The organism is Natrinema sp. 1APR25-10V2 (genome assembly GCF_031626495.1).
Lineage (GTDB): Archaea > Halobacteriota > Halobacteria > Halobacteriales > Natrialbaceae > Natrinema.
This window is the reverse complement of sequence record NZ_JAMQOJ010000003.1, coordinates 376,995-396,476: the sequence shown is the minus strand read 5'-3', so window position 1 is coordinate 396,476 and position 19,482 is coordinate 376,995. Positions and strand designations below refer to the sequence as shown.

Here is a 19,482-nt window from a genome sequence, read left to right as displayed (position 1 = left end):
ACCGCGAATCAGACACGGTTTTTTAGCCGTTCGATTGAACTCTTAACAATGGTAAGCCGGTGTCGGTGGTATTAAGACGCTTCCGACCGACAACTCGTCCATGTCACTCGAAAGCATTGACCGCGTTGCGGTTCTCGGCGCGGGGAACATGGGACACGGGATCACCGAAGTAACGGCCATGGCCGGCTACGACGTCACGATGCGGGACATCAAAGACGAGTTCGTCGAGGACGGCTACGAGTCGATCAAGTGGAGCGTCGAGAAGCTCGAGGAAAAGGAGATGCTCGACGACTCCGCCGAGGAGGTCCTCGACCGGATCGACACGACGACGGACCTCGAAGCGGCCGTCGCCGACGCCGACCTCGTCATCGAGGCCGCGCCCGAGGAACTCGACCTGAAACACGACATCTTCAGCGACTTAGAGGAGTACACGAGCGAGGATACACTGCTGGCTACCAACACCTCGAGCCTGCCGATCACGGACATCGCGGAGGTCGTCGACACGCCCGAGCGCGTTCTCGGTCTGCACTTCTTCAACCCGCCGGTGAAGATGGACCTCGTCGAGGTCATCTATGGGCAGGACACCAGCGACGAGGCCGCCGAGGCCGGCTACGAGTGGGTCGAGTCGATCGACAAGACGCCGATCTACGTCCGCAAGGACGTTCGCGGCTTCGTCGTCAACACGATCGTCGGTCCGTTCGGCGGCGAGCCCGCCTGGATGGTCTCGAACGACGAGGCCACGATCCGCGAGGCCGACGCGACGATGGTCCACGAGCGGGGCTACCCGATGGGACCGTTCGAACTCGGCGACCTGACCGGCATCGACGTCGGCTACCACGTCCGTAAGGAGGGCGGCGACCCCATCCCGCCGATCACGGAAGAGAAGGTCGAAGCCGGCGATCTCGGCCAGAAAACCGGCAAGGGCTTCTACGACTACGAGGACGGCGACGGCGCCGACTACGAACCCGAGGACGCGGGCGACTTCGACTGGCTCCGCGTCGAGGCCCGGATGATCAACCGCGCGGCCTTCCTCGTCGGCGAAGACGTCGCCAAACCCGAGGAAGTCGACACCGGCGTCCAGCTCGGTCTCGGTTTCCCCGAGGGCATCTGCCGTCGTGCCGACAAGATCGGCCTCGACACTGTCCTCGAGAAGCTCCAGACGCTCTACGAGGAGACCGGCTCCGACCGCTTCGAGCCCCACCCGTACCTCGAGCAACTCGTCGAGGAGGGGAAGACCGGGGAGGAAGCCGGCGCCGGCTTCTACGACTACGGCGACGACGAACTCGGCCCCTTCCACGACCTGAACTACGAGCTCGAGGACGGCGTTCTCTCCGTCGAACTCGACCGCCCGTCGCGGATGAACGCGCTCTCGGAGGACCTGCTAAACGAGATCGACGAGCTGTTCTCCTCGGTCGACACCGACGAAGTCCGGTGTGCGACGATCGAAGGCGCGGGCGACCAGGCGTTCTGTGCCGGTGCGGACGTCTCCGGCTTCAGCGACGCGAACCCGACCGACCTGATGGACGTGACGCCCGCCTTCGAGACGGTCAACGACTTCGAGCGCCCCGTCCTCGCGAAGATCGACGGCTTCTGTCTCGGCGGCGGCTTGGAGCTCGCGCTGGCCTGTGACTTGCGCGTCGCGACCGAGCGTTCGTCCTTCGGCGCGCCCGAGATCAACCTCGGCCTGATCCCCGGCGGCGGCGGCACCCAGCGGCTCACTCGCGTCCTCGGCGAGACCCGCGCGAAGGAACTGGTCTTCCGGGGCAACCACATCGATGCCGACCGTGCCGAGGAGTGGGGCCTCATCAACCGCTCGGTCGAACGCGACGAGTTCGACGACACCGTCGATGAGTTCGTCTCCGACCTCGCCGGCGGCCCGCCGATCGCCCTCAAGATCGCCAAGAAGGTCATGAACGAAGGCGAGGACGCGAGCATCGAAGCTGCGATCGCGATGGAGAGCCAGGGCTTCGGGCTCCTGACGAGCACGGAAGACGTCCTCGAGGGGACCGCCGCGTTCGCCGAGGACCGCGAGCCCGAGTTCGAGGGCAAGTGAGATGACCGGCGGACCGGACGAGCCGTCGGCGTGGCCCGAATGGGCGTCGTTCGTCGAGAGTCACGGCTACCTGTCCTGGCTCGACATCGAGGTCGACCACCTCGAGGACGGACGCGCAGTCCTCGCCATCGAGCGAAACGAGGACTTCGAGAACCCGACCGGAACCGAGGGCCCGAATCCGGTCCACGGCGGTATCGTCGCGACGCTGATCGACACCTCGAGCGCGTTCGCACTCCGAAGCACGCTCGAGAACCCGTCGGAATCGTTCCTGACGACGACCGATCTCAACGTCTCGTATCTGCGGCCGGCGACGGGCGACCTGCGGGCCGAAGCCGAAGTGCTTCGCGTCGGCGGGTCGACCGGCGTCACCGACGTGACCGTCGAGGGTGCAAACGGCGAGGCCGCCGTCGGCCGGACCACCTACCGGCTGTTCCGCGACGGACTCGGCGACGAGTAGCCGCCGAGCGGCGCTACCGCTCGTTGCGGTCCGTTCCCAGATCCTCGTAGATCCGCGGGTCGGTCTGGAACTTGAGGACGTTGTGGATCGCGGAGTTGCGGATGTTCGCGATGACGCTGCCGTGCTCCGTGTAGCAGTCGTGAATCCACTGCGAGACTTCCTGGCGGTCGCGGAACATCATGACCGTTTTCCACTGGTACTCGCCGTCCGAGAGGAAGAAAAAGAGGGTGTGTTTGTCCCCTCTGATGTACTCCATCGCGTCGCGCCAGTTCTCCGCGAAGTGCTCGGCGTTGAACTTGAACTCGAACAGCGCGAAGATGTAGTACTCCTCGTTCGGAATGATCGCCTCGCGGAAGACGCCCTCGTCGCGCATCCGGCGGATCGACTCGCTGACGGTGACGTGGGAGACGTCGATATCGTACTCCGCCTCGAGGACCTGCGTCAGTTCCCGCGACGACAGCTGTGGATCGTTCGAGAGTTCACAGAGGATCGCGATGTCGCGGTCCTTGAACTCCCAGTTCGGTGGGTTCCCGCTCATGCTATCGAGATACCATGTGTACTACTGCCCCCCGTCCGAGAGGAACTCGCGAAGGCGTTCGGCGTAGGCGTCCGATCGATCCTCCGGAACCCAGTGGTAGGCGTCCGACAGCGGGGCGAGTTCGGCGTCCGCGAGATCGTCGGCCAACCGTTCGGCGTAGGCGTACGGCTGCATGACGTCGTCTTCGCCCCACAGTAGCAGCGTCTCGGCGGTGATCGCGCCGTAGTCGATCTCGGTCGTGTGGTTCGTGTTCGTCGCGACGGCGTTGCGAACCAGCGAGACGTGGCCCTCGTCGGTCAGCCACGGCGCTTTCATCCCGTCGACGAACTCTGGATCGGCCTCGCCGTAGGCCCCCTCGACGAACGCCCCGTCGAGGCGTCCCTCGAGCTCCCCGCGATCCAGTTCGGCGGTCGAGGGCAGCCCCAGGTTCGAGACGAACTCGACCGGCCACGAGTCGTAACAGACGGCGTTCGAGAGGACGAGTTGATCGACCGTTTCGGGGTTGTGCGCGGCGAATCGCAGCGCGACGCCGCCGCCGATATCGTGGGCGACCAGTGCGATCCGATCGACATCGAGCGCTTCGAGCAGGGACTCGAGCATCGCCTCCTGAGCGCGGATCGAGCGGTCGAAGTCGTCGGACATCGCGGAGTTGCCGTAGCCGACCATATCGGGCGCGATGGTCCGGCGGTCCTCGGCGACCTCGGCGACGATATCGCGCCAGAGGAACGACCAGGTCGGAATGCCGTGGACGAAGACGACCGGCGGGTCGCCGCTCTCCTCGGGGCCGTCCTCGTGATAGGCGACCTCGAGGTCGTGGCCGTCGACCGAGACGGTCGCCGACGACTGCGCGTCGCTCCAGGTCTCGTGATCGACCATCTATATCCCCTCCGTCGGTCGGACGGTCGTCGATCGACTCGTCGCTCCGTCGAGCCCGTCATCCCAGCGATCGCGGCTCTTCCGTATAACTGTCTCGCGCACCGTCATCGGTGACATAGCGCCACTTCAGTTTCCAACATAAAGTCAGTTTGGGAGAGCCCTACCGCTGTTAACCGCGAGCGCGACCGAATCGACGGCCGGCGGGAGCGGTTGCAGCGGGCCACGGAGTCGGCACGGCGGAGCCGCGGACGGCTGGTCCGTCGCTATTCGTCCTCGGAGCCCGCGGTCAGTCCGGCCATCGACTCCTCGCCGATCTCCTCGAGCACGTGCTCGTGAAACGCCTGCAGGGCGGCGCTCTCGTCCTCGGCGAGGACGACGTCGCTGGCCGACAGCGTCGCGAGGCCGAACGCCCGCGGCGTCGGCGAGTCGAGCAGCCGCCGGGATACCGCGAGGTCGCCCGCGTCGAGCGCGCCGACGATGTCCTCGATCTCCTCGACGTTCAGTTTGTCCTCGAGGATCTCGCGATAGGTTTCCTCGATGACCGCGAACCCCTCCAAGTCCTCCGCGAAGCCGAGTAGCATCTCGCTGGAGACCTGCTGTTCGCTCGCGGACTTCTCGTAGCCCTTGTAGCGTTTGAGGATCATCAGCGACCGGGTCGCGTTGATCCGGAAGTAGCGCTGGAGCAGATCAGTTCCCGAGAGAGAGGCCCGGAGGTCGTCGCGGACGGCGTCGGACTCGAGATCGGCGATGACGCCCTCGATGTCGACTTTCCGATTGAGCGGCATCGAGAGGACGAAGCCGTTGTCCGCGACCGCCACGCGGACGTTCGCGGTCGCCGCCTGGGCGCAGCGGTAGGCGAGCAGACGGGAGAGTCCGTCGTTGACCTTCCGGCCGTAGTTCGAGTGGACGTAGTAGTGGCGCTCGTACTCCTCGCGGTCGCGGACGACTTCGATGGCGAGCCGGTCGGGCGTGCTGACGCTCTCGAGGCCGGCGTACTGACACTGGTGGTCGAACAGGCGCGCGATAGCGCGGACGCTGTCGTCGTCCAGCGGGAACTCCCGGAGCCACGCGCGGACCCGCGGCGGGCCGCCGGCCTCGTAGCGCTCTACGAGTTCGCCCTGGAAGTCGAGAATTTCACAGCCCAGATCGTAGGAGAGCGGCAGTCGCTCTGAGTACCACGAGGGGACGGTCGGGCGCGCGCTCGTGCGATCCACGTAGACCTTCGAGCCCCGCCGGTAGCGGTACTCGAAGTGGTCGCCGCCGAGAACGAACACGTCGCCTTTCTCGAGCGTATCGAGGTACTGCTCGTCCAACTGGCCGACCCACTCGTCGCTCGCACGCGTTTTCACGTCGCAGGTAAACGAGTCGGGGATCGTTCCGATGTTGGTCATGTAGATGACCCGCGCGAGCCGGCCGCGCTTACCGATCAGCCGCTCGCCGACGGGGTACTCCTCGTAGTGATGTTCGCCGTCGGGCGGGTCGTTCTCGTCGCGCCAGACCTTCGCGTAGACGTTCTTCTCCTCGAGACCGGCGTACTCGGCGGTGAGATACCGCATGAGCGACTCGTACTCGTCTTCCGAGTAGTTCCGGTACGGGTACGCGCGACGCAGAATTCCCTTCAGTTCGGTCTCGGGGCGGATCTCGGCGATCGCCATCCCGTAGACGTGTTGGGCGGCGACGTCCTGGGCGTTCTCCGGGATCGACACCGAATCGACGAATCCCTCCTGGGCCTTCTTGAGCATGACCGCACACTCGAGGAGTTCGTCCCGATCGAGTGCGATCACCCGGCCGGTCACGGTCTGGCCGACGCGGTGGCCCGCCCGGCCGACCCGCTGGAGCAGGGCCGCGACGGACTTGGGGGAGCCGACCTGCACGACCAGATCGACGTGGGGCATGTCGATCCCCAGCTCGAGGCTCGTCGAGGAGGTGACAACGTCGATGTCGCCGTCTTTCAGCCGGCTCTCGATGTCCTGACGGACCTCCTTCGAGAGGCTACCGTGGTGGCAGCCGGAGTTGTCCTCGTCGTAGGCGTCGAACCCGTCCCGGAGATTGTGGAGGACCCGCTCCGCGCCCGAACGCGTGTTCGTAAACACGATCGTGTTCGTATGGTCCTGGATGTGCTCGTGGAGGATTCGATAGAATCGGTCCTGGACGATCTCCCGGGGCGTATTGATCAGATCGTCGGTCGGACACTCGAGTTGCAGATCGAACTCGCGGGCGAACCGGGCGTCGACGATCTCGTAATCGCGTGGCTCGCCGCCGGGAGTGTCACAGCCCACGAGGAACTCCGCGACGCGAGACAGCGGCTCGATCGTCGCCGAACAGCCGATCCTGGTGATGTTGCCCTCGGCCATCGCCTCGAGCCGTTCTATACTCACTGCGAGATGGGTGCCGCGCTTGCCCGCCGCCAGCGAGTGGATCTCGTCGACGATGACGTACTCGACGGTTCGAAGTTTCTCGCGGAACTTCGGCGAGTTGAGCAGGATCGCGAGCGTTTCGGGAGTCGTGTTCAGGATGTGGGGCGTCTCCTCGAGCATCTTCTGACGCGCGCTCGAGTCGGTGTCGCCGTGGCGGATGGCGTGGCGGATCTCGCCCATCGACTCCTCGCCGTCGCGCTCCGCGACGATCTCCTCGATGCCCTCGAGGGGCACCTCGAGGTTGCGGTGGATGTCGTTGGCGAGGGATTTCAGTGGCGAGACGTAGAGGCAGTAGACGGAGTTCTCGAGTCCTTCCTCGCTCTCGCGACTTTCGTTATACAAATAATTTATTATCGAAGTGAAACTTGCCAGCGTCTTGCCGCTACCGGTCGGCGCACAGATCAGCGTGTTCGTTCCCTCGTGGATCTTCGGAATCGCGCCCCGCTGTGGCGGCGTAAAGAAGCCCTCGTTCTCGGGGACGAACTCACCGAACTCCTCGAGCCACCACTCCTGAACCGCGGGCTCGAGGCGACCGAACACGTCGGCGTCTTCGATCGTCGCGGCGTCGGAATCGAAGGGGAGGGAGTCGTCGGAAACCGGCAACTCGAGGCGCTCGTTCCCGTCCATTACCCTCGTCTCCGGGGCCGGCGTGTAAGAGGGTTTGGACAGCGTGGTGAAAGTGAATCGCGGGACGACCCGGCCCACTCGGGCGGTCGTTCCGCGGGTTGCATCGGTCGCCACACTTCACTGACGGCGTACAACACCCGTAATCTAATTACTCTCTCGTTCGTGACGTTCACGAAATGCTGTCTTCGCGGTCGGTTGGCATTTCCGTTCTCGCGATCGGCCTCCTCACGGCCGGACTCGTCAGCGGAACGGCGGTCGTCGACCCGGACTCTGACGGAGTGACGCCGGTGCGCGAACTCCGCGACGGAACCGCCGTCTTCGCGAGCGATACCGACGGTGATGGCCTCGACGACGGCGAGGAGAAGCAGCGAGGGACCGATCCCACGGTCGCCGACACGGACGGCGACGGCCTCGATGACGGCGCAGAATTCTCTCGTCACGACACGGACCCGACCGACGCGGATACGGACGACGACGGCCTCGACGACGGCGAAGAGATCACGACCCACGAAACCGATCCCGAACTCGAGGACACCGACGGTGACGGACTCACCGACAGCGCCGAAGTCGAGGAGTACGGGACGAACCCGCTCACGACGGATTCGGACGACGACGAACTGACCGACGGGGACGAACTCGAGACGTACGACACGGACCCGACGGATGCGGATACGGACGGCGACGGACTGAACGACAGTGCCGAAGCGACCGAATACGACACCGACCCGCTGGTCGCCGACACAGACGACGACGGTCTCTCCGACGGCGCAGAGATCCATCGTCGGGACCTCTTTCCCGACGCCGACCCGCTTCGGACCGATATCTACGTCGAAATCGATGCCATGGAGGGGACGGAACTCGGTCGGACCCAGACCGAGCGGATCGCCGCCGAGTTCGACGACGCGCCGCTCGAGAATCCCGACGGGTCGACCGGTATCTCGCTGCACTTCGTCTACGACGAGACGATCCCCTGGGAGCCGTCGACCAGCATGAACGATTTGAACGGCTACCGGGTCAAGCACTTCGATCGAGCGCGCCAGGGGTATCACTATCTCGCCATCGTCGCGAACGTCGGCGGCGACTCGGGAACGACGAACGTCATCGGCAAGGCCAGGCGCGGAACGATGATGATCGAACCGCAGTCAGATCCAGACGAGATGGGATCGACCGCGATGCACGAACTCGGCCACTCCCTCGGTCTGTTCGACAGCGACTTCGAAGGGATCGACTCCGAGCAGTACGGCTTCTGGCGGTACCGAAGCGTGATGAACTACAACGCGCCGCCGGAATACTACGGCTTCTCCTCGAGCGGCCTCACGGGCTTCGACGATTGGGAATACTTCGACGACCACATGTACACGCCGTCGACGGACGCCGTCACCGTCTCCCCGTGACGCGGCCGCGGCTCGGTCCCGCGTGCGCCGTCGAGACGCGTCCTTCACCGACACCTTGGCAAACGACCCCGTTATCGGTTGGGTGCCGCCGACGAACTGGGATCGGTCGATACCACGATCTCCACGTTCCCCCCGCTGTCGATGCACACTCGCTTCCCGCGGTATGCGAACTCGACGGCTCGAGCAGGACCGCTCGTGCCCGGCGTGGCGGGAAACAGTTCGTCGAGCGCATCGGCGTCGACGACCTCGTGAAGCGGCGGTTCCAACTCGACGGGCTCGACGCCTTCTTCGGCCGCTACTGCCCGAACGACTTGCAGACTGGTCGGTGCTGTGTTCGCCATACATCGCCCGCCAACAAAGGTGTAAATAACTCCCCCCGATACTTTGCTGACGGACGGCTGACGCACGTCAGACAAATCAGGGTGAATAGTGATCGACCACGCATTCACAGTATACCGCAAGCGAGTGAATTCTCCATTCGCCGCACCACAGTGCCGTTCAGGCGAAACCGTCCTCTCCCGGCCGTCAGTTCTCTCACCCGCTCGTTCCGAATCGTCACCAGTAGCTGGTGAGCGAATTCACATATTGGTCGGGTATCGTCGGCAACAGCGAGCACCGACTGCGCTGATCCAATTCTCGGGAGTGATCATCAGGCGACTGCAGATACGCTACAACACCTGCTTGAAACCGAGCCGCTGCTCGGATCGTCGACGAAACGGCGAACGACCGTCTATTCGGGGTACAACCATGCTGCGTTCACTGGCGACGAACGGAAACGGCGACAACATGCTACGAGACGCTGTGACCCGGTCGAGTCCGTCTCACTTCATCGTGACGTAGGCGAGGAACGCGACAGCGGCCAGCTGGAGGGTCCGGAGCACCAGCAGCATCTGTTGGGCGAACTGGTCGCCCGCATAGAGCATGTTCGTGCTGAAAAAGAAGTAGAGTGCGAGCACGTTTTCGGCCAGGAGCACGACGCCGAAGGCAATCAAGCCAAGGACCAGCGACGATCGGAAGGTCCGATAGTTCCGTATCCAGACGGCGATGAGGCCGAGTAACAGCAGGATGCTCAGTCCGGACAGTACGCTTGCGATCGCGAGATTCGTTTCCATTGCCATTGTCAGTCCCTCATTTGGTCGATGATCCGCTCGAATTCCTCCTCGTGGCGTTCGAACCGGTCGGTCAGGAAGTAGAGTTTCCCGTACTCGTCACCGCCCGTTTCGATGATATCGTGCTCGACGAGCTTCTCGAGATGGTACCGGATCGTGTTGTACTCGAGGTCGAGCCGCTCGCTGAGCTGGTTCGCGTTCTGGGGGCGCTCGGAGAGCGCGCGGATGATCCGGACCCGGTTTTCGCCGCCGCGCGTCCCGACCAGTAGGTACCAGAGCGCCTTCTCCATCTGCCGTTGCTCGAGTTTTCATCGCGATTGTAATATATGTGCTCACCTGTCGATCGTCCGGGAGACCCATCCCGTCGGACCGCTCGGGAACGCGTCGCTCTCTTCTTCCGGCTGAAGAGAGCCAGTTCCGTCGGTCGCTCGAACGACGACCTCGTGGCTCCCCGGCGGCGGATCGTAGCGATACCGCCACTGCCGCCAGACGTCGTCGCCCGGTAACGGCTCCGAAAGCTCGGCGTCGGCCCAGCTCTCGCCGCCGTCCGTCGACACCTCGACCCGTTTGATCCCTCGGATCCCCGCGTAGGCATGGCCAGCGACCTCGACCCGGCCGTCCGTCAGGTCGTTGACCGCGTGAAGTTTCGCGACCGTCTCGACCGGCCCGGTGCCGTGCCAGCCGCGCTTCTCCCAGTAGCCGTCTTGTTCTCCCTCTAGCACCTCGATCTCGGTGAGCCACTTGACGTTGATCTCCCCCCAGTGGCCGGGGATGAGTGCCCGGACCGGAAAGCCGTGGCCACGGGGTAGCACGTCGCCGTTCATCTCGTACGCGAGGAATCCGTCCCGGAGGGCCGACAGCGGGAACTCTTCGTAGAAGCCGTCCGCTCCCCGGAGCATGACACAACACTCGTCTGCGGGGGCGGCTGGCTCGAGGAGATCCATGATCGGGACGCCGGTCCACAGCGCGTTGTCGAGTTTCTTCCCGTTGAGCGACTCGCCGACACAGCGAAGCGTGACGAAGCGGCTCTCGGGATCCAGGTTTCGGATCTCGTCGTAGCTGTAGGTTGGTTCGTCTTCGACTGCACCGGTCACGGTCAGCGACCACTCGTCGGCGTCGATAATCGGGTCGGCCGCGTTGATATCGACCTGATAGAACCCCTCGCTCACGAGGGGCTCGAGCCCCCCGATATCGAGCGACTTCTCGTCGGCTTCCGCCAGCGAGGCGTCGACGGCCGCGACGACCGACTCGTCCGTCGTGGGAGCGACGTCCGGGGGTGACGCTCGATCGGATCCGACGTGTTCACCGAGCAGATAGCTTCCGATCCCGAACGCGAGCGCACTCGCCGCGCCGCCGAGCACCCGTCGCCGCCCCGAGGCGTCGCTCGCAGCCGGTTTCGTCGCTGCCAGCAGCGTCGCGCCTCCCAGCACCGAGCCGACGCCGACGCCGGCCGCGATCGATGCGAGAGACGCCCCTGTCAGAACGAACGTCACCACCGAACTCACCGTCGTCGCGATCAGCGGTCCGGCCAGCTGCCCGTCGATGCGCCGCCCCGCCGCGATTCCGACCAACGCAATGCCGGCGAGCAGGAGGGTCGCGAGCACCAGCGCCGCGACGACGTTGAGTTTCGCGCCGAGGTCCCCCAGAACGACGATGGCAAACGTGATCACCGCTCCGGGTAGGTTGCGAGCCAGACTGTCCGCGATAGGGGTCGCGACGAACGACGGCGTGAACGACGCGACGGCGAACGAGCCGACGACGCCCGCGATGCCTGCGAGCCACGCCACCACCAACGCGTCTCCCGCGCGACGCCGCGCAGCGAGCCACTCTGTGGGAAGGAACGTCATTGTTGCCTACATAGAACCGTCCGTGGTGCGACTCTCCATTCCGACGGCGACGATCGGACAGTTGACGGTCGCCGTCCCCGCCTCGAGCAGCGTCGCCGCCATCGCCGACTCGAGATCCGAGACGGCGTCGAAGTCGGCGTTGTCGTAGACGGAGACCGACCACAGCGGCGAGTAGCCGTCGTCACCGGGAAGCGTCGCAACGACGTTGTGGGTGCGGTCGGTCTCCATTTCGGTCACGAAGCCGGACTGCGGGCCGCCGCCATCCATGCCGGGATTCGTGTTGAACGTGACGTAGATCGGTGAGACGGGCACGGAGCCGTCCGTAACCGCGATCGGGGCCTCTTCGAACAGGAAGTAGCTCACCACCTCGCCGTCGTACCAGCCATCGATTAGATCCGTCTCGCCATCGCCCTCGCGCATGGAAGCCGTCGATCCCTCGGGGACGATCGGGCAGTTCTTCACGACGTCGGTCCCCGTAATGTCGTAGTCGGCATCCATCAGGTCCTGGACGCTCGTCGCCGTATTCGCCTCGTAGTCGGCCGGCACCGTGACCTCGTGAACGTGCCAGAAATCGTTGTACCCCTCGTCGCCGGGAACTACGTCGACGATATTGAGTTGCTCCGCCACCGGCGCGTCTTCGCCCTCGCGGAAGAGCACGTAGATCGGTGCCGGTTCGGTCGGCTGCACGTCGAAGTTGTAGTACGACACCGGCTCACCGCTGGGGCCGAGCCCCCGCGTCAGGAACGGGGCCTGATCGAAGTCGATCGGCTCATCGGGCCCGGGGAGGTCGTTCTCCTCGTTCCGGACCATGAGCGTTCCCGCTGCCTCGCTGAACCGGTCGATCGTGGCTCTCGGGGCGTCCGCGAGATCAGTCGCACTCTCCATACCGTCGTCCATCCCGGTTTCGTTCGTCCCGTCGGTCATTTCATCGTCAGCGCCGTCGGTCGATCCCGTCTCTGCACAGCCGGCCACCAACGCCGTGCCGAGCGCGCCAGCCATCGTCAGAAACCGTCGTCGCGTTTCGTTTTCGGACATCTCGTCTTCTGCGAGGCCTGCGCTGGTAATGTAGATTTTTCAAGGTTCGGCCGAGATTCGACTCGAGTGCGTTGGAAGTCTCTCTAGACTTCCGTCGGGCCGAGCTATACAGCGACACCGTCGCATCGTCGGCTCGTCGCTACGCGACGAAAAATGGGACCGCGGCCGCAGTGAGGCCACTCTCTGCATTCTCGGGGAGATGAGGGCGGAGAAGTCGGATTTCGCCGACCTCCTGGGACAGTTGCGCGAGGGCGTGTCGACGGCGATTGCCGTGGAATCCAGCAGGCGAAGATTTCAATCGACTCTATCTTCTGACGAGGCGCTGTTGTGCAATCGTAATCTCGTATTTCCCGAAAGCCAGAACGTTCTGTGAGAACTGTTCAGACTCGATTGTCTGACGCACGTCATTAGAGGAACATCTGGATTTATATACTAATTTCTGGCAGCGGTGGGTGTGCAAACCACCGAATCACTCAGCCTGACGATCGTCGAGGAGATCGCCGACCGTGAAGGGGTGCAGCCGGAAGAAGTCAGCCCGCCGATTCATTACGTGATCGACACGGACGCACTCGATTCACTTTATCAAGCAGATGACTCCGAGAGAAGTCCGTCCAGGGTCGAATTCGTCTACAAGGGCTACACGGTCACCGTCGATAGCACAGGCGATGTGGATCTCGAGAAACAGGCAGCAGCCCTGGATCTCGAGAAAGCGTCAGTGTAACTTCGATGTCTAGCAAAACCCTCAGATGTTGACGCGAATCGGGTACTGAATACAGAGGTTGAGCCTTGTTTAGACGCGGCACAAATCGACTCTTACGTTTTGTCCTCTAAATGCGAAATAGAATCGGGAGGTGCTCATCACCGGGTTCTGGTTGGACGAAATGGTTCCTATCTCGTCCATTCGGGAGCGTCTAAACAAGGCTCAGAGGTTGAGTTCAGCATGACGAATAGGTTCTATTCACAGAGGGCACACTGAATATTCCGTTCAGTAGGTATGCTTACTCTTCAGACATGACGAGCAGAATGATGAGTGCCAGTCCCCATAGTTACCGCTGACAGCGGTTCCCAGTTCCCGGTCTTTCCCACATGGTAGGCGGCTGCACAGCCTGCTATAATTCCAGCTAAGTATACGGCCACCTCAACTTTCTCGTCAACGACGATTTTTGGGACAGAACCCCCAGTCATCGGCTGAGTAATTGCTGTATCATATTTTTAATATTGCGGTTGACCGGTGGTGTATATCCAGTCCTCTGAATCTACCGATCCCGGCTAACTGACTCTGGTAGAGTCGCGCTACAAGATGCGCGCCGTGTATCTCGCACACCTCGCTCAATCTATTCAGTGGCTGGCAGAAAGCGCGTGCTGCATACGGGGGATGGATTCAGCAATCGGGCTTCGTTTGTTCCGACTGATCTGTACTGAATCACCTGATCAGTAGGTCTGCAAACTGAACACTTTGTCATTGGCGTACCAGTAGTCGAGCGCCTATTTACTAACCCAGCACTATGCGATACTAATCGGTCAAGATCTCTGGCAGGTGAATCTATATATCATTCATAGTGGCACTTAATTGGGAGAACATCATAGCTCTCTCTTGCAATGCCCTCCATTAGCCGACGTGCGGTCCTTGCCGGTACAGGTGCGGTACTCTCCGCCGTCAGTGGTTGTGCTGCTTCGAGTTCCTCCCCGAATTCGAGTGGGAAAGACTCCGACCCTCATTGGGTGAAAATGTATCTGGGTGACCGTGACGAGACTCACGACGTTACTGTCGAGATCACAAATCAGGATAGCGATATCCTTTTCGAGAAAGAATACCAACTCTCAGATAGTAATGAGGCTGACGAAGACGCTACGTTTCCAGCATCGACCGAACCCGAGACCACCGTTGTGACCGTTGACGGGACTCGATTTGAACGCGACTGGCCGGGCTTCGAGCAACCGGCACTCCCTTGTGACGGCGCGAATGAGGCAGGTATTGAGATATACGTTGAGAACGCACAGGACGGGACACCAGACATTCGACTCGAAGCAGACTGTCAGTCTATTACGGAAGAGTAGTATCGCCCCTGCGAACACGTTTGTTCTCTCTACTGAAAGATTAGGCTGCCCCCTGAGTGGACGTCTATCCCTACAACATTCGCGCTCTGTATTCAGCACGACCGCTGAAACCTATCACCGTATGAGAGTTTCAACGAGTCCACCTCGAGCCATTCTGAATTGATCTTCGCGACGACCGCAATGTCGACCTCGAACGCCATCGCTCGAATCGAGAGCGTCTCGGCGATCTCCCGGCGCTGCAGGAGGGTGAGGGCGGCGGGCTCGAGGGCTTCGCCAGCTCGGGACCTTTCCGTTCTGGTACAATGGCTCAGAAGAATCGGATGCCGAATCAGGGACCAATGATGACCCAGTGCTACTCTCCCCCGACTCGGCAAGTCTCTCTACGGTGTGGGACAAGTTAGCACTGTCGGCAGGGTATCGATATTTCTGCCGTCGACGAGCGCACAACGAACGTCCGCGTCGGTCGCTTGATGAGCTGGATGGACGTTGGGCGTCCGACGCTCGACATCGTACAACTGACTTGACTCGCAGGAACGAACCCCTCACGCATCGGGCTCACCTCCGTGACGGCCGGGCGATGTTTCCGGATCGGGGATCGACACGTCAATCCCAGCAGCGGAGCCGCGACTCAGTCGCGCGTAGGTATCGCAGTCGCCACAACGGTGAGCACGGTCTTCGTCGTCACCGAAGACGCGACGGAATCGATCGGTGACGTGAGCCCCACAGTGGTCGCACGTCGAGTTGTCGACCGACGGCCAAGGTGCGACCGTCACGTCGACCACCCCCCAAGAGTCTGTCGACTACATGGTAATATACCGAAACCGATAATTGGATTTTCGGCTGCCTCAGGGGTACGAGACGCTAAGAGTTGAACACTTAGATAATTTCGAGTGGGACCGCCGAGAATTGAACTCGGGTCCTACGGACCCCATCCGCAGAGGATACCACTACCCCACGGTCCCGCACGTGAACCGATGAGCGTCTGCCGTTTAAGGATGTCGTTTTCGCCCGACGGATACCGATTTGACCGGCCGTGCCAGGCCGAGACGACACCGACTCGAGAACGGCGCCCCCGCGGGGATCAGCGCCGATACCGCTGGAGTCGATCGCCCAGCGCCGTCCCCGCGGTGTCGCCGAGTCGATCGCGCACCGAGCCGAGCAGTCCGTTGGGGACGAACAGCACGAACAGCACGAAGACGATGCCGAGGTACAGGGGGGCACGGCCGGCGACGGCCGTGTTGATCACGTCGGCGACGGTGACGCCGGCGATGTCGGTCGTCAGGACACCATCCGGGAGCGTCGCCCGGAGATAAGGAGCGAGCCCGCCCTGTTCGGACGAGAGGATGTCTTCGAGCCACTCGTAGGAGACGGTGCCGAAGAACGGACCGGCGAGCGTCCCGATACCGCCGATGATCGTGACGATCAGGGCGTCGGCGGTCACGAGGAAGTGGAAGGTCTCGTCGGGCGGAGCCGTACCGACGTAGGCAGCGAACAGCGCACCGGCGATGGCGGCAAAGAACCCGCTGAAGCCGAACGCAGCCATCTTGTACCAGAAGACGTTGTAGCCGATGGCCCGCGCCCGTTCCTCGTTCTCGCGGATGGCGATCATGACGCGACCGAACGGCGAGTGAATGATCCGCTGCATCGCGAAGTAGCTGAACAGGACGACCAGCCCGATCGCGTAGTAGGTGGTCAGTGTCGCCGAGATATCGATCCCGAGGCCGAAGACGTTCTCGAAGCTATCGCCGGCGAGCCGTCCGAGCGCGACCGAGAGCGAGTCGACGTACGGCACGCCGATCTCGGGCGTCGGCGCGTCGCCGCCGATCGTCGGGCCGCTCTGGGGATTCACCGCGACGTAGTCCCAGTTGCGAACGAGTTCGTAGACCACCTGCGCGAAGCCGAGGGTGATCATCGCGAAGTAGACGCCGGTGAGACGGAAGGAAACCGCACCGATCGCCAGCGCGAGCGCGAACGCGAGCAGTCCGGCGAGGACCATCGTGAGCATAAACGGCGTGCTCTCGGGAACCCCGGGCACCTTCCCGTTGGCCGCGAGGACGATGAAGTACGCACCGACGCCGTAGAACGCGGCGTGGCCGAACGACAGATAGCCGGTGTAGCCGCTAACGAAGTCGAAACTCATCGCGAACAGGCCGAGGAAGAGCATCCCGATGAGGAACGTCGTCCCCGGCAGGAATGCGTCGAACTCGGCACCCAGCGGCGTCCGGAGCAGGATACCGTACAGCGGCGGGTAGATCACGAAGAGGGCGACCACCAACACGTGGGCGACGTGATCGCGAACGTAGCTACGGATCCAGGTCCCGTCTCGAGCGGTCCCGACCGCGACGGGCGCCGATTCACCGCCTTCCGGTTCGGTCGGCTCCTCGAGGTCGATATCGGGGTTCGACCCACCGTCCTCCCGGACGCGGTCGCCGTCCCCGTCCCGGACGTCGTCACGAGTGGGACTAATGGCCGCCCACCTCCTCGACGCCGTAGAGACCCTGTGGCCGGACGACGAGCGCGATCACCAGTAACAGGAAGATCGTGACCTCCGAGAGTCCGGGGAAGTCGACGAGACCGGTATTGAACAGCCACGTGGTCATCGAGTCGGCGAGTCCGACGATCACCGCCGCGGCGAGCGTGCCCTTGAACGAGCCGAGCCCACCGATGACGACCACGACGAAGGCGTACAGCAGGACCTCGATGTTGAGCAGAACGCTCGGCCCCTGCGTCGGGTCCCACATGAGGAAGACGCCGCCGACGGCCGCGAGACCGGTTCCGAGGCCGAAGACGATCGTGAACGCCTTCCGGACGTCGATGCCGAGCGCCTCGACCATCTCGTCGTCCTCGCTGCCGGCACGAATGTACAGGCCGTACAGAGTCCGCGTCAGGAACGCCCAGACGGCGGCCGCGATCAAGATTCCGGCGACGATCGCGAACAGGTAGAACCCGCGAATGTTCGCGCCGAGGATCGAGTAGAACCGCTCCAGCGACGCGGGAATCGTCGCTGCCGCGCCCGTCCAGGTCGGTTCCGGCTGGATGCCACGAGCGGACGTGACGATTCGAGTCAGTTCCTCGAGGATCAGGCCGACGCCGAACGTCAACAGGATCTGGTACATCGGCGTCCGGTCGTAGATCGGACGAACGAGTCCGATCTCGAGGACGGAGCCGAAGGCGGTCAGCAGCGCGAAGATGACCGCGGCGACGACGATGAAGAGGGCGAACCGGGTCACCGGTCCCGCTCCGCTCGAGATCGTGACGACCATCAGGACGCCGCCCAGATACGCCCCCAACATCGCGAAGGCTCCGTGGGCGAAGTTGAGGACCCCCATGAGGCCGAAGACGAGAGTCAGCCCGACGGCGATGATGAAGTAGATCGCCGCTTTGCCGAATCCCTCGACGACGATCCGAGCGAGCGTCTCGAACTGGAGCAATCGGCCGACGGCATCGACGACCAGTGGAGTAACCACCAGCGGCGCGAGACCCGTCGTCGTCCCCATCATGCCGAGAGGTACCTCCGGATGTTCTCGTCGTCCGCGGTGACGCCCTCAGTCGAGCCGGACTCGACGACCGTTCCGTGATCGAGCAGGTAGAACCGGTCGGCGAGATCCATCGCCAGCGGGAAGTTCTGTTCGACGAGGACCATCGTCGTCTCGGCCGAGGCCTCCCGGAGCGCCTCGACGACCTGCTCGACGATCTGCGGCGCCAGCCCCTCGCTGGGTTCGTCGACCAACAGGAGTTCGTTATCGCCGACCATGCCGCGTGCGATCGCGACCATCTGCTGCTGGCCGCCACTCAGATTCCGCGCTTCCTTCTCTCGGAACCGCTCGAGGTCGGGAAACAGCGAGAACGCGTACTCCCGCATGGCCTCGAAGTCGTCGTCGGGAGCGACCGCGACGCGGAGGTTTTCCTCGACGGAGAGGTAGCCGAACATCCGCCGCTCTTCGGGGACCCAGCCGATACCGCGCGCGGCGACGTCGTGGGTCGGCGCTCCGGTGACGTCCTCCCCCTCGAACCGGACGGTTCCCTTCCGCGGCGGAGTCAGTTGCAGGATCGACCGGAGCGTCGTCGTCTTGCCGACTCCGTTTCGCCCGAGGAGCGCGACGATCTCACCCTCTTCGACGGCGAGATCGACGCCCTGCAGGATGTGGCTCTCGTCGTAGTAGGTGTGAACGCCCTCGAGTTCGAGGAGGCTCATCGACGGGTCACCTCCGCGGTCATCCCGCGGACACCCCCGGTTCGCCACTGTCGTCGGCGTCTGCCTCCGAACCCGCATCGACACCGCCGGGATCGTACCCGCCCAGATACGCTTGCTGTACGGCTTCGCTCTCGCGTACCGACTCGGGCTCGTCCTGTGCGATCAACTCGCCCTGATTCAGCACGGCGACGCGGTCGCTGATCCCCATCACGACGTCCATGTTGTGCTCGATCAGCATCACCGCGTGATCGACGGCGATGTCCTCGATGATCGCCGTGACCTGGCTCACGTCCTCGCTCGAGACGCCCGCGGTCGGCTCGTCGAGCAAGAGCAGATCCGGATCGCCGGCGAGGGCGATGCCGATCTCGAGCGTCCGTTTCTCGCCGTGGCTCAGCGTCTCGGCGGGTCGGTCGGCCGCGTCGGTGAGTCCGATGCGCTGCAGGATCCGGTCGGCCTCCGCGATGTGACCGTCGAAGGCGCCGACGTTCCGCCAGAACCGCCACGAGTCACTGCCCCGATGGGCCTGCACGGCGATGCGGACGTTCTCGCGGACCGAGACCGTCGGGAACACATTTGTTATCTGGTACGACCGGTGGAGCCCGAGCAACGCCGTCTCGTGGGGAGAAGCGGCAGTGATATCCACGACACCGTCGTCACCGCGGTCGTCCTCGGACCCTGACGGTGCGAACTCGATCGTCCCCGCCGTCGGCTCGAGAACGCCGGTCAGCAGGTTGAAAAACGTCGTTTTGCCCGCACCGTTCGGTCCGATGACCGAACAGAGCTCTCCTTCCTCGAGCGTGAAGTCGACGCCGTCGACCGCGGTGATCCCACCGAACTCCTTCGTGAGGTCGTGCGTTGAGAGTAGCATGGGATCGC

18 protein-coding genes and 1 tRNA gene are annotated in these 19,482 nt (G+C 63.3%); 5 read left to right on the top strand and 14 right to left on the bottom strand.

Annotated features, from left to right (window positions below; genetic code table 11):
* The first annotated feature begins 100 nt into the window (after positions 1–100).
* Entirely contained in the window at positions 101–2,053 is a 1,953-nt protein-coding gene (locus NDO75_RS11385; RefSeq protein ID WP_310906382.1) for a 3-hydroxyacyl-CoA dehydrogenase NAD-binding domain-containing protein, read from the top strand.
* Between the two features lies 1 nt (position 2,054).
* Complete coding sequence (locus NDO75_RS11380) at positions 2,055–2,510, top strand: PaaI family thioesterase (RefSeq protein WP_310906381.1); 456 nt, start codon at positions 2,055–2,057, stop codon at positions 2,508–2,510.
* Between the two features lie 13 nt (positions 2,511–2,523).
* Here the strand turns inward: NDO75_RS11380 and NDO75_RS11375 are convergent, their stop codons facing one another.
* The 3 genes from NDO75_RS11375 to NDO75_RS11365 all read right to left on the bottom strand — a co-directional run bounded on the left by NDO75_RS11375 (position 2,524) and on the right by NDO75_RS11365 (position 6,968).
* Complete coding sequence (locus tag NDO75_RS11375; protein ID WP_310906379.1) at positions 2,524–3,048, bottom strand: winged helix-turn-helix domain-containing protein; 525 nt, start codon at positions 3,046–3,048, stop codon at positions 2,524–2,526.
* A 21-nt stretch (positions 3,049–3,069) separates the two neighbouring features.
* Positions 3,070–3,924: an alpha/beta hydrolase gene (locus NDO75_RS11370; RefSeq protein WP_310906378.1), complete on the bottom strand. Its 855-nt coding sequence runs from the start codon at positions 3,922–3,924 to the stop codon at positions 3,070–3,072.
* Between the two features lie 263 nt (positions 3,925–4,187).
* Positions 4,188–6,968 carry an ATP-dependent helicase gene (locus tag NDO75_RS11365; protein ID WP_310906377.1) on the bottom strand — a complete coding sequence of 927 codons (2,781 nt, stop codon included), beginning with the start codon at positions 6,966–6,968 and terminating at the stop codon, positions 4,188–4,190.
* A gap of 176 nt (positions 6,969–7,144) precedes the next feature.
* Between NDO75_RS11365 and NDO75_RS11360 the strand changes: the two genes are divergently transcribed.
* A complete protein-coding gene (locus NDO75_RS11360) occupies positions 7,145–8,362 on the top strand; it encodes a hypothetical protein (protein WP_310906376.1) in 1,218 nt (405 codons plus the stop codon).
* A 71-nt stretch (positions 8,363–8,433) separates the two neighbouring features.
* Here NDO75_RS11360 and NDO75_RS11355 read toward each other — a convergent pair whose 3' ends face one another.
* From NDO75_RS11355 to NDO75_RS11335, 5 genes are all read right to left on the bottom strand, one after another.
* Entirely contained in the window at positions 8,434–8,703 is a 270-nt protein-coding gene (locus NDO75_RS11355; RefSeq protein ID WP_310906374.1) for a HalOD1 output domain-containing protein, read from the bottom strand.
* A 480-nt stretch (positions 8,704–9,183) separates the two neighbouring features.
* A complete protein-coding gene (locus NDO75_RS11350; protein WP_345784898.1) occupies positions 9,184–9,480 on the bottom strand; it encodes a hypothetical protein in 297 nt (98 codons plus the stop codon).
* Between the two features lie 2 nt (positions 9,481–9,482).
* A complete protein-coding gene (locus NDO75_RS11345; protein ID WP_310906371.1) occupies positions 9,483–9,761 on the bottom strand; it encodes a winged helix-turn-helix domain-containing protein in 279 nt (92 codons plus the stop codon).
* Between the two features lie 42 nt (positions 9,762–9,803).
* On the bottom strand, positions 9,804–11,318 hold the full coding sequence (locus NDO75_RS11340) for a molybdopterin-dependent oxidoreductase (protein WP_310906369.1): 1,515 nt from the start codon (positions 11,316–11,318) through the stop codon (positions 9,804–9,806).
* A 6-nt stretch (positions 11,319–11,324) separates the two neighbouring features.
* Positions 11,325–12,353: a hypothetical protein gene (locus NDO75_RS11335; RefSeq protein WP_310906368.1), complete on the bottom strand. Its 1,029-nt coding sequence runs from the start codon at positions 12,351–12,353 to the stop codon at positions 11,325–11,327.
* Positions 12,354–12,807: 454 nt separating this feature from the next.
* On the opposite strand from NDO75_RS11335, the gene NDO75_RS11330 reads away from it, so the two are divergent.
* Both NDO75_RS11330 and NDO75_RS11325 read left to right on the top strand, forming a co-directional pair.
* Positions 12,808–13,074: a HalOD1 output domain-containing protein gene (locus NDO75_RS11330; protein ID WP_310906366.1), complete on the top strand. Its 267-nt coding sequence runs from the start codon at positions 12,808–12,810 to the stop codon at positions 13,072–13,074.
* 1,007 nt (positions 13,075–14,081) lie between these two features.
* Positions 14,082–14,411 carry a hypothetical protein gene (locus tag NDO75_RS11325; RefSeq protein WP_310906364.1) on the top strand — a complete coding sequence of 110 codons (330 nt, stop codon included), beginning with the start codon at positions 14,082–14,084 and terminating at the stop codon, positions 14,409–14,411.
* A 542-nt stretch (positions 14,412–14,953) separates the two neighbouring features.
* Here NDO75_RS11325 and NDO75_RS11320 read toward each other — a convergent pair.
* From NDO75_RS11320 to NDO75_RS11295, 6 genes are all read right to left on the bottom strand, one after another.
* Complete coding sequence (locus NDO75_RS11320; protein WP_310906362.1) at positions 14,954–15,193, bottom strand: hypothetical protein; 240 nt, start codon at positions 15,191–15,193, stop codon at positions 14,954–14,956.
* A 109-nt stretch (positions 15,194–15,302) separates the two neighbouring features.
* Positions 15,303–15,373: transfer RNA gene (locus NDO75_RS11315), tRNA-Pro, on the bottom strand.
* Positions 15,374–15,492: 119 nt separating this feature from the next.
* Entirely contained in the window at positions 15,493–16,722 is a 1,230-nt protein-coding gene (locus tag NDO75_RS11310) for a branched-chain amino acid ABC transporter permease (RefSeq protein WP_345784903.1), read from the bottom strand.
* Positions 16,723–16,873: 151 nt separating this feature from the next.
* Positions 16,874–17,911, bottom strand: a complete 1,038-nt coding sequence (locus NDO75_RS11305; RefSeq protein ID WP_310906359.1) for a branched-chain amino acid ABC transporter permease — start codon at positions 17,909–17,911, stop codon at positions 16,874–16,876.
* Positions 17,908–18,606: an ABC transporter ATP-binding protein gene (locus tag NDO75_RS11300; RefSeq protein WP_310906357.1), complete on the bottom strand. Its 699-nt coding sequence runs from the start codon at positions 18,604–18,606 to the stop codon at positions 17,908–17,910. The genes NDO75_RS11305 and NDO75_RS11300 overlap by 4 nt, the downstream gene beginning before the upstream one ends.
* A gap of 19 nt (positions 18,607–18,625) precedes the next feature.
* Complete coding sequence (locus NDO75_RS11295) at positions 18,626–19,474, bottom strand: ABC transporter ATP-binding protein (protein WP_310906355.1); 849 nt, start codon at positions 19,472–19,474, stop codon at positions 18,626–18,628.
* Positions 19,475–19,482: the final 8 nt, after the last annotated feature.

Coding starts and splice junctions, on each gene's coding strand:
- NDO75_RS11385 (WP_310906382.1), top strand. CDS start 101: ATGTCACTCGAAAGCATTGACCGCGTTGCGGTTCTCGGCGCGGGGAAC.
- NDO75_RS11380 (WP_310906381.1), top strand. CDS start 2,055: ATGACCGGCGGACCGGACGAGCCGTCGGCGTGGCCCGAATGGGCGTCG.
- NDO75_RS11375 (WP_310906379.1), bottom strand. CDS start 3,048: ATGAGCGGGAACCCACCGAACTGGGAGTTCAAGGACCGCGACATCGCG.
- NDO75_RS11370 (WP_310906378.1), bottom strand. CDS start 3,924: ATGGTCGATCACGAGACCTGGAGCGACGCGCAGTCGTCGGCGACCGTC.
- NDO75_RS11365 (WP_310906377.1), bottom strand. CDS start 6,968: ATGGACGGGAACGAGCGCCTCGAGTTGCCGGTTTCCGACGACTCCCTC.
- NDO75_RS11360 (WP_310906376.1), top strand. CDS start 7,145: ATGCTGTCTTCGCGGTCGGTTGGCATTTCCGTTCTCGCGATCGGCCTC.
- NDO75_RS11355 (WP_310906374.1), bottom strand. CDS start 8,703: ATGGCGAACACAGCACCGACCAGTCTGCAAGTCGTTCGGGCAGTAGCG.
- NDO75_RS11350 (WP_345784898.1), bottom strand. CDS start 9,480: ATGGCAATGGAAACGAATCTCGCGATCGCAAGCGTACTGTCCGGACTG.
- NDO75_RS11345 (WP_310906371.1), bottom strand. CDS start 9,761: ATGGAGAAGGCGCTCTGGTACCTACTGGTCGGGACGCGCGGCGGCGAA.
- NDO75_RS11340 (WP_310906369.1), bottom strand. CDS start 11,318: ATGACGTTCCTTCCCACAGAGTGGCTCGCTGCGCGGCGTCGCGCGGGA.
- NDO75_RS11335 (WP_310906368.1), bottom strand. CDS start 12,353: ATGTCCGAAAACGAAACGCGACGACGGTTTCTGACGATGGCTGGCGCG.
- NDO75_RS11325 (WP_310906364.1), top strand. CDS start 14,082: ATGTATCTGGGTGACCGTGACGAGACTCACGACGTTACTGTCGAGATC.
- NDO75_RS11305 (WP_310906359.1), bottom strand. CDS start 17,911: ATGATGGGGACGACGACGGGTCTCGCGCCGCTGGTGGTTACTCCACTG.
- NDO75_RS11300 (WP_310906357.1), bottom strand. CDS start 18,606: ATGAGCCTCCTCGAACTCGAGGGCGTTCACACCTACTACGACGAGAGC.
- NDO75_RS11295 (WP_310906355.1), bottom strand. CDS start 19,474: ATGCTACTCTCAACGCACGACCTCACGAAGGAGTTCGGTGGGATCACC.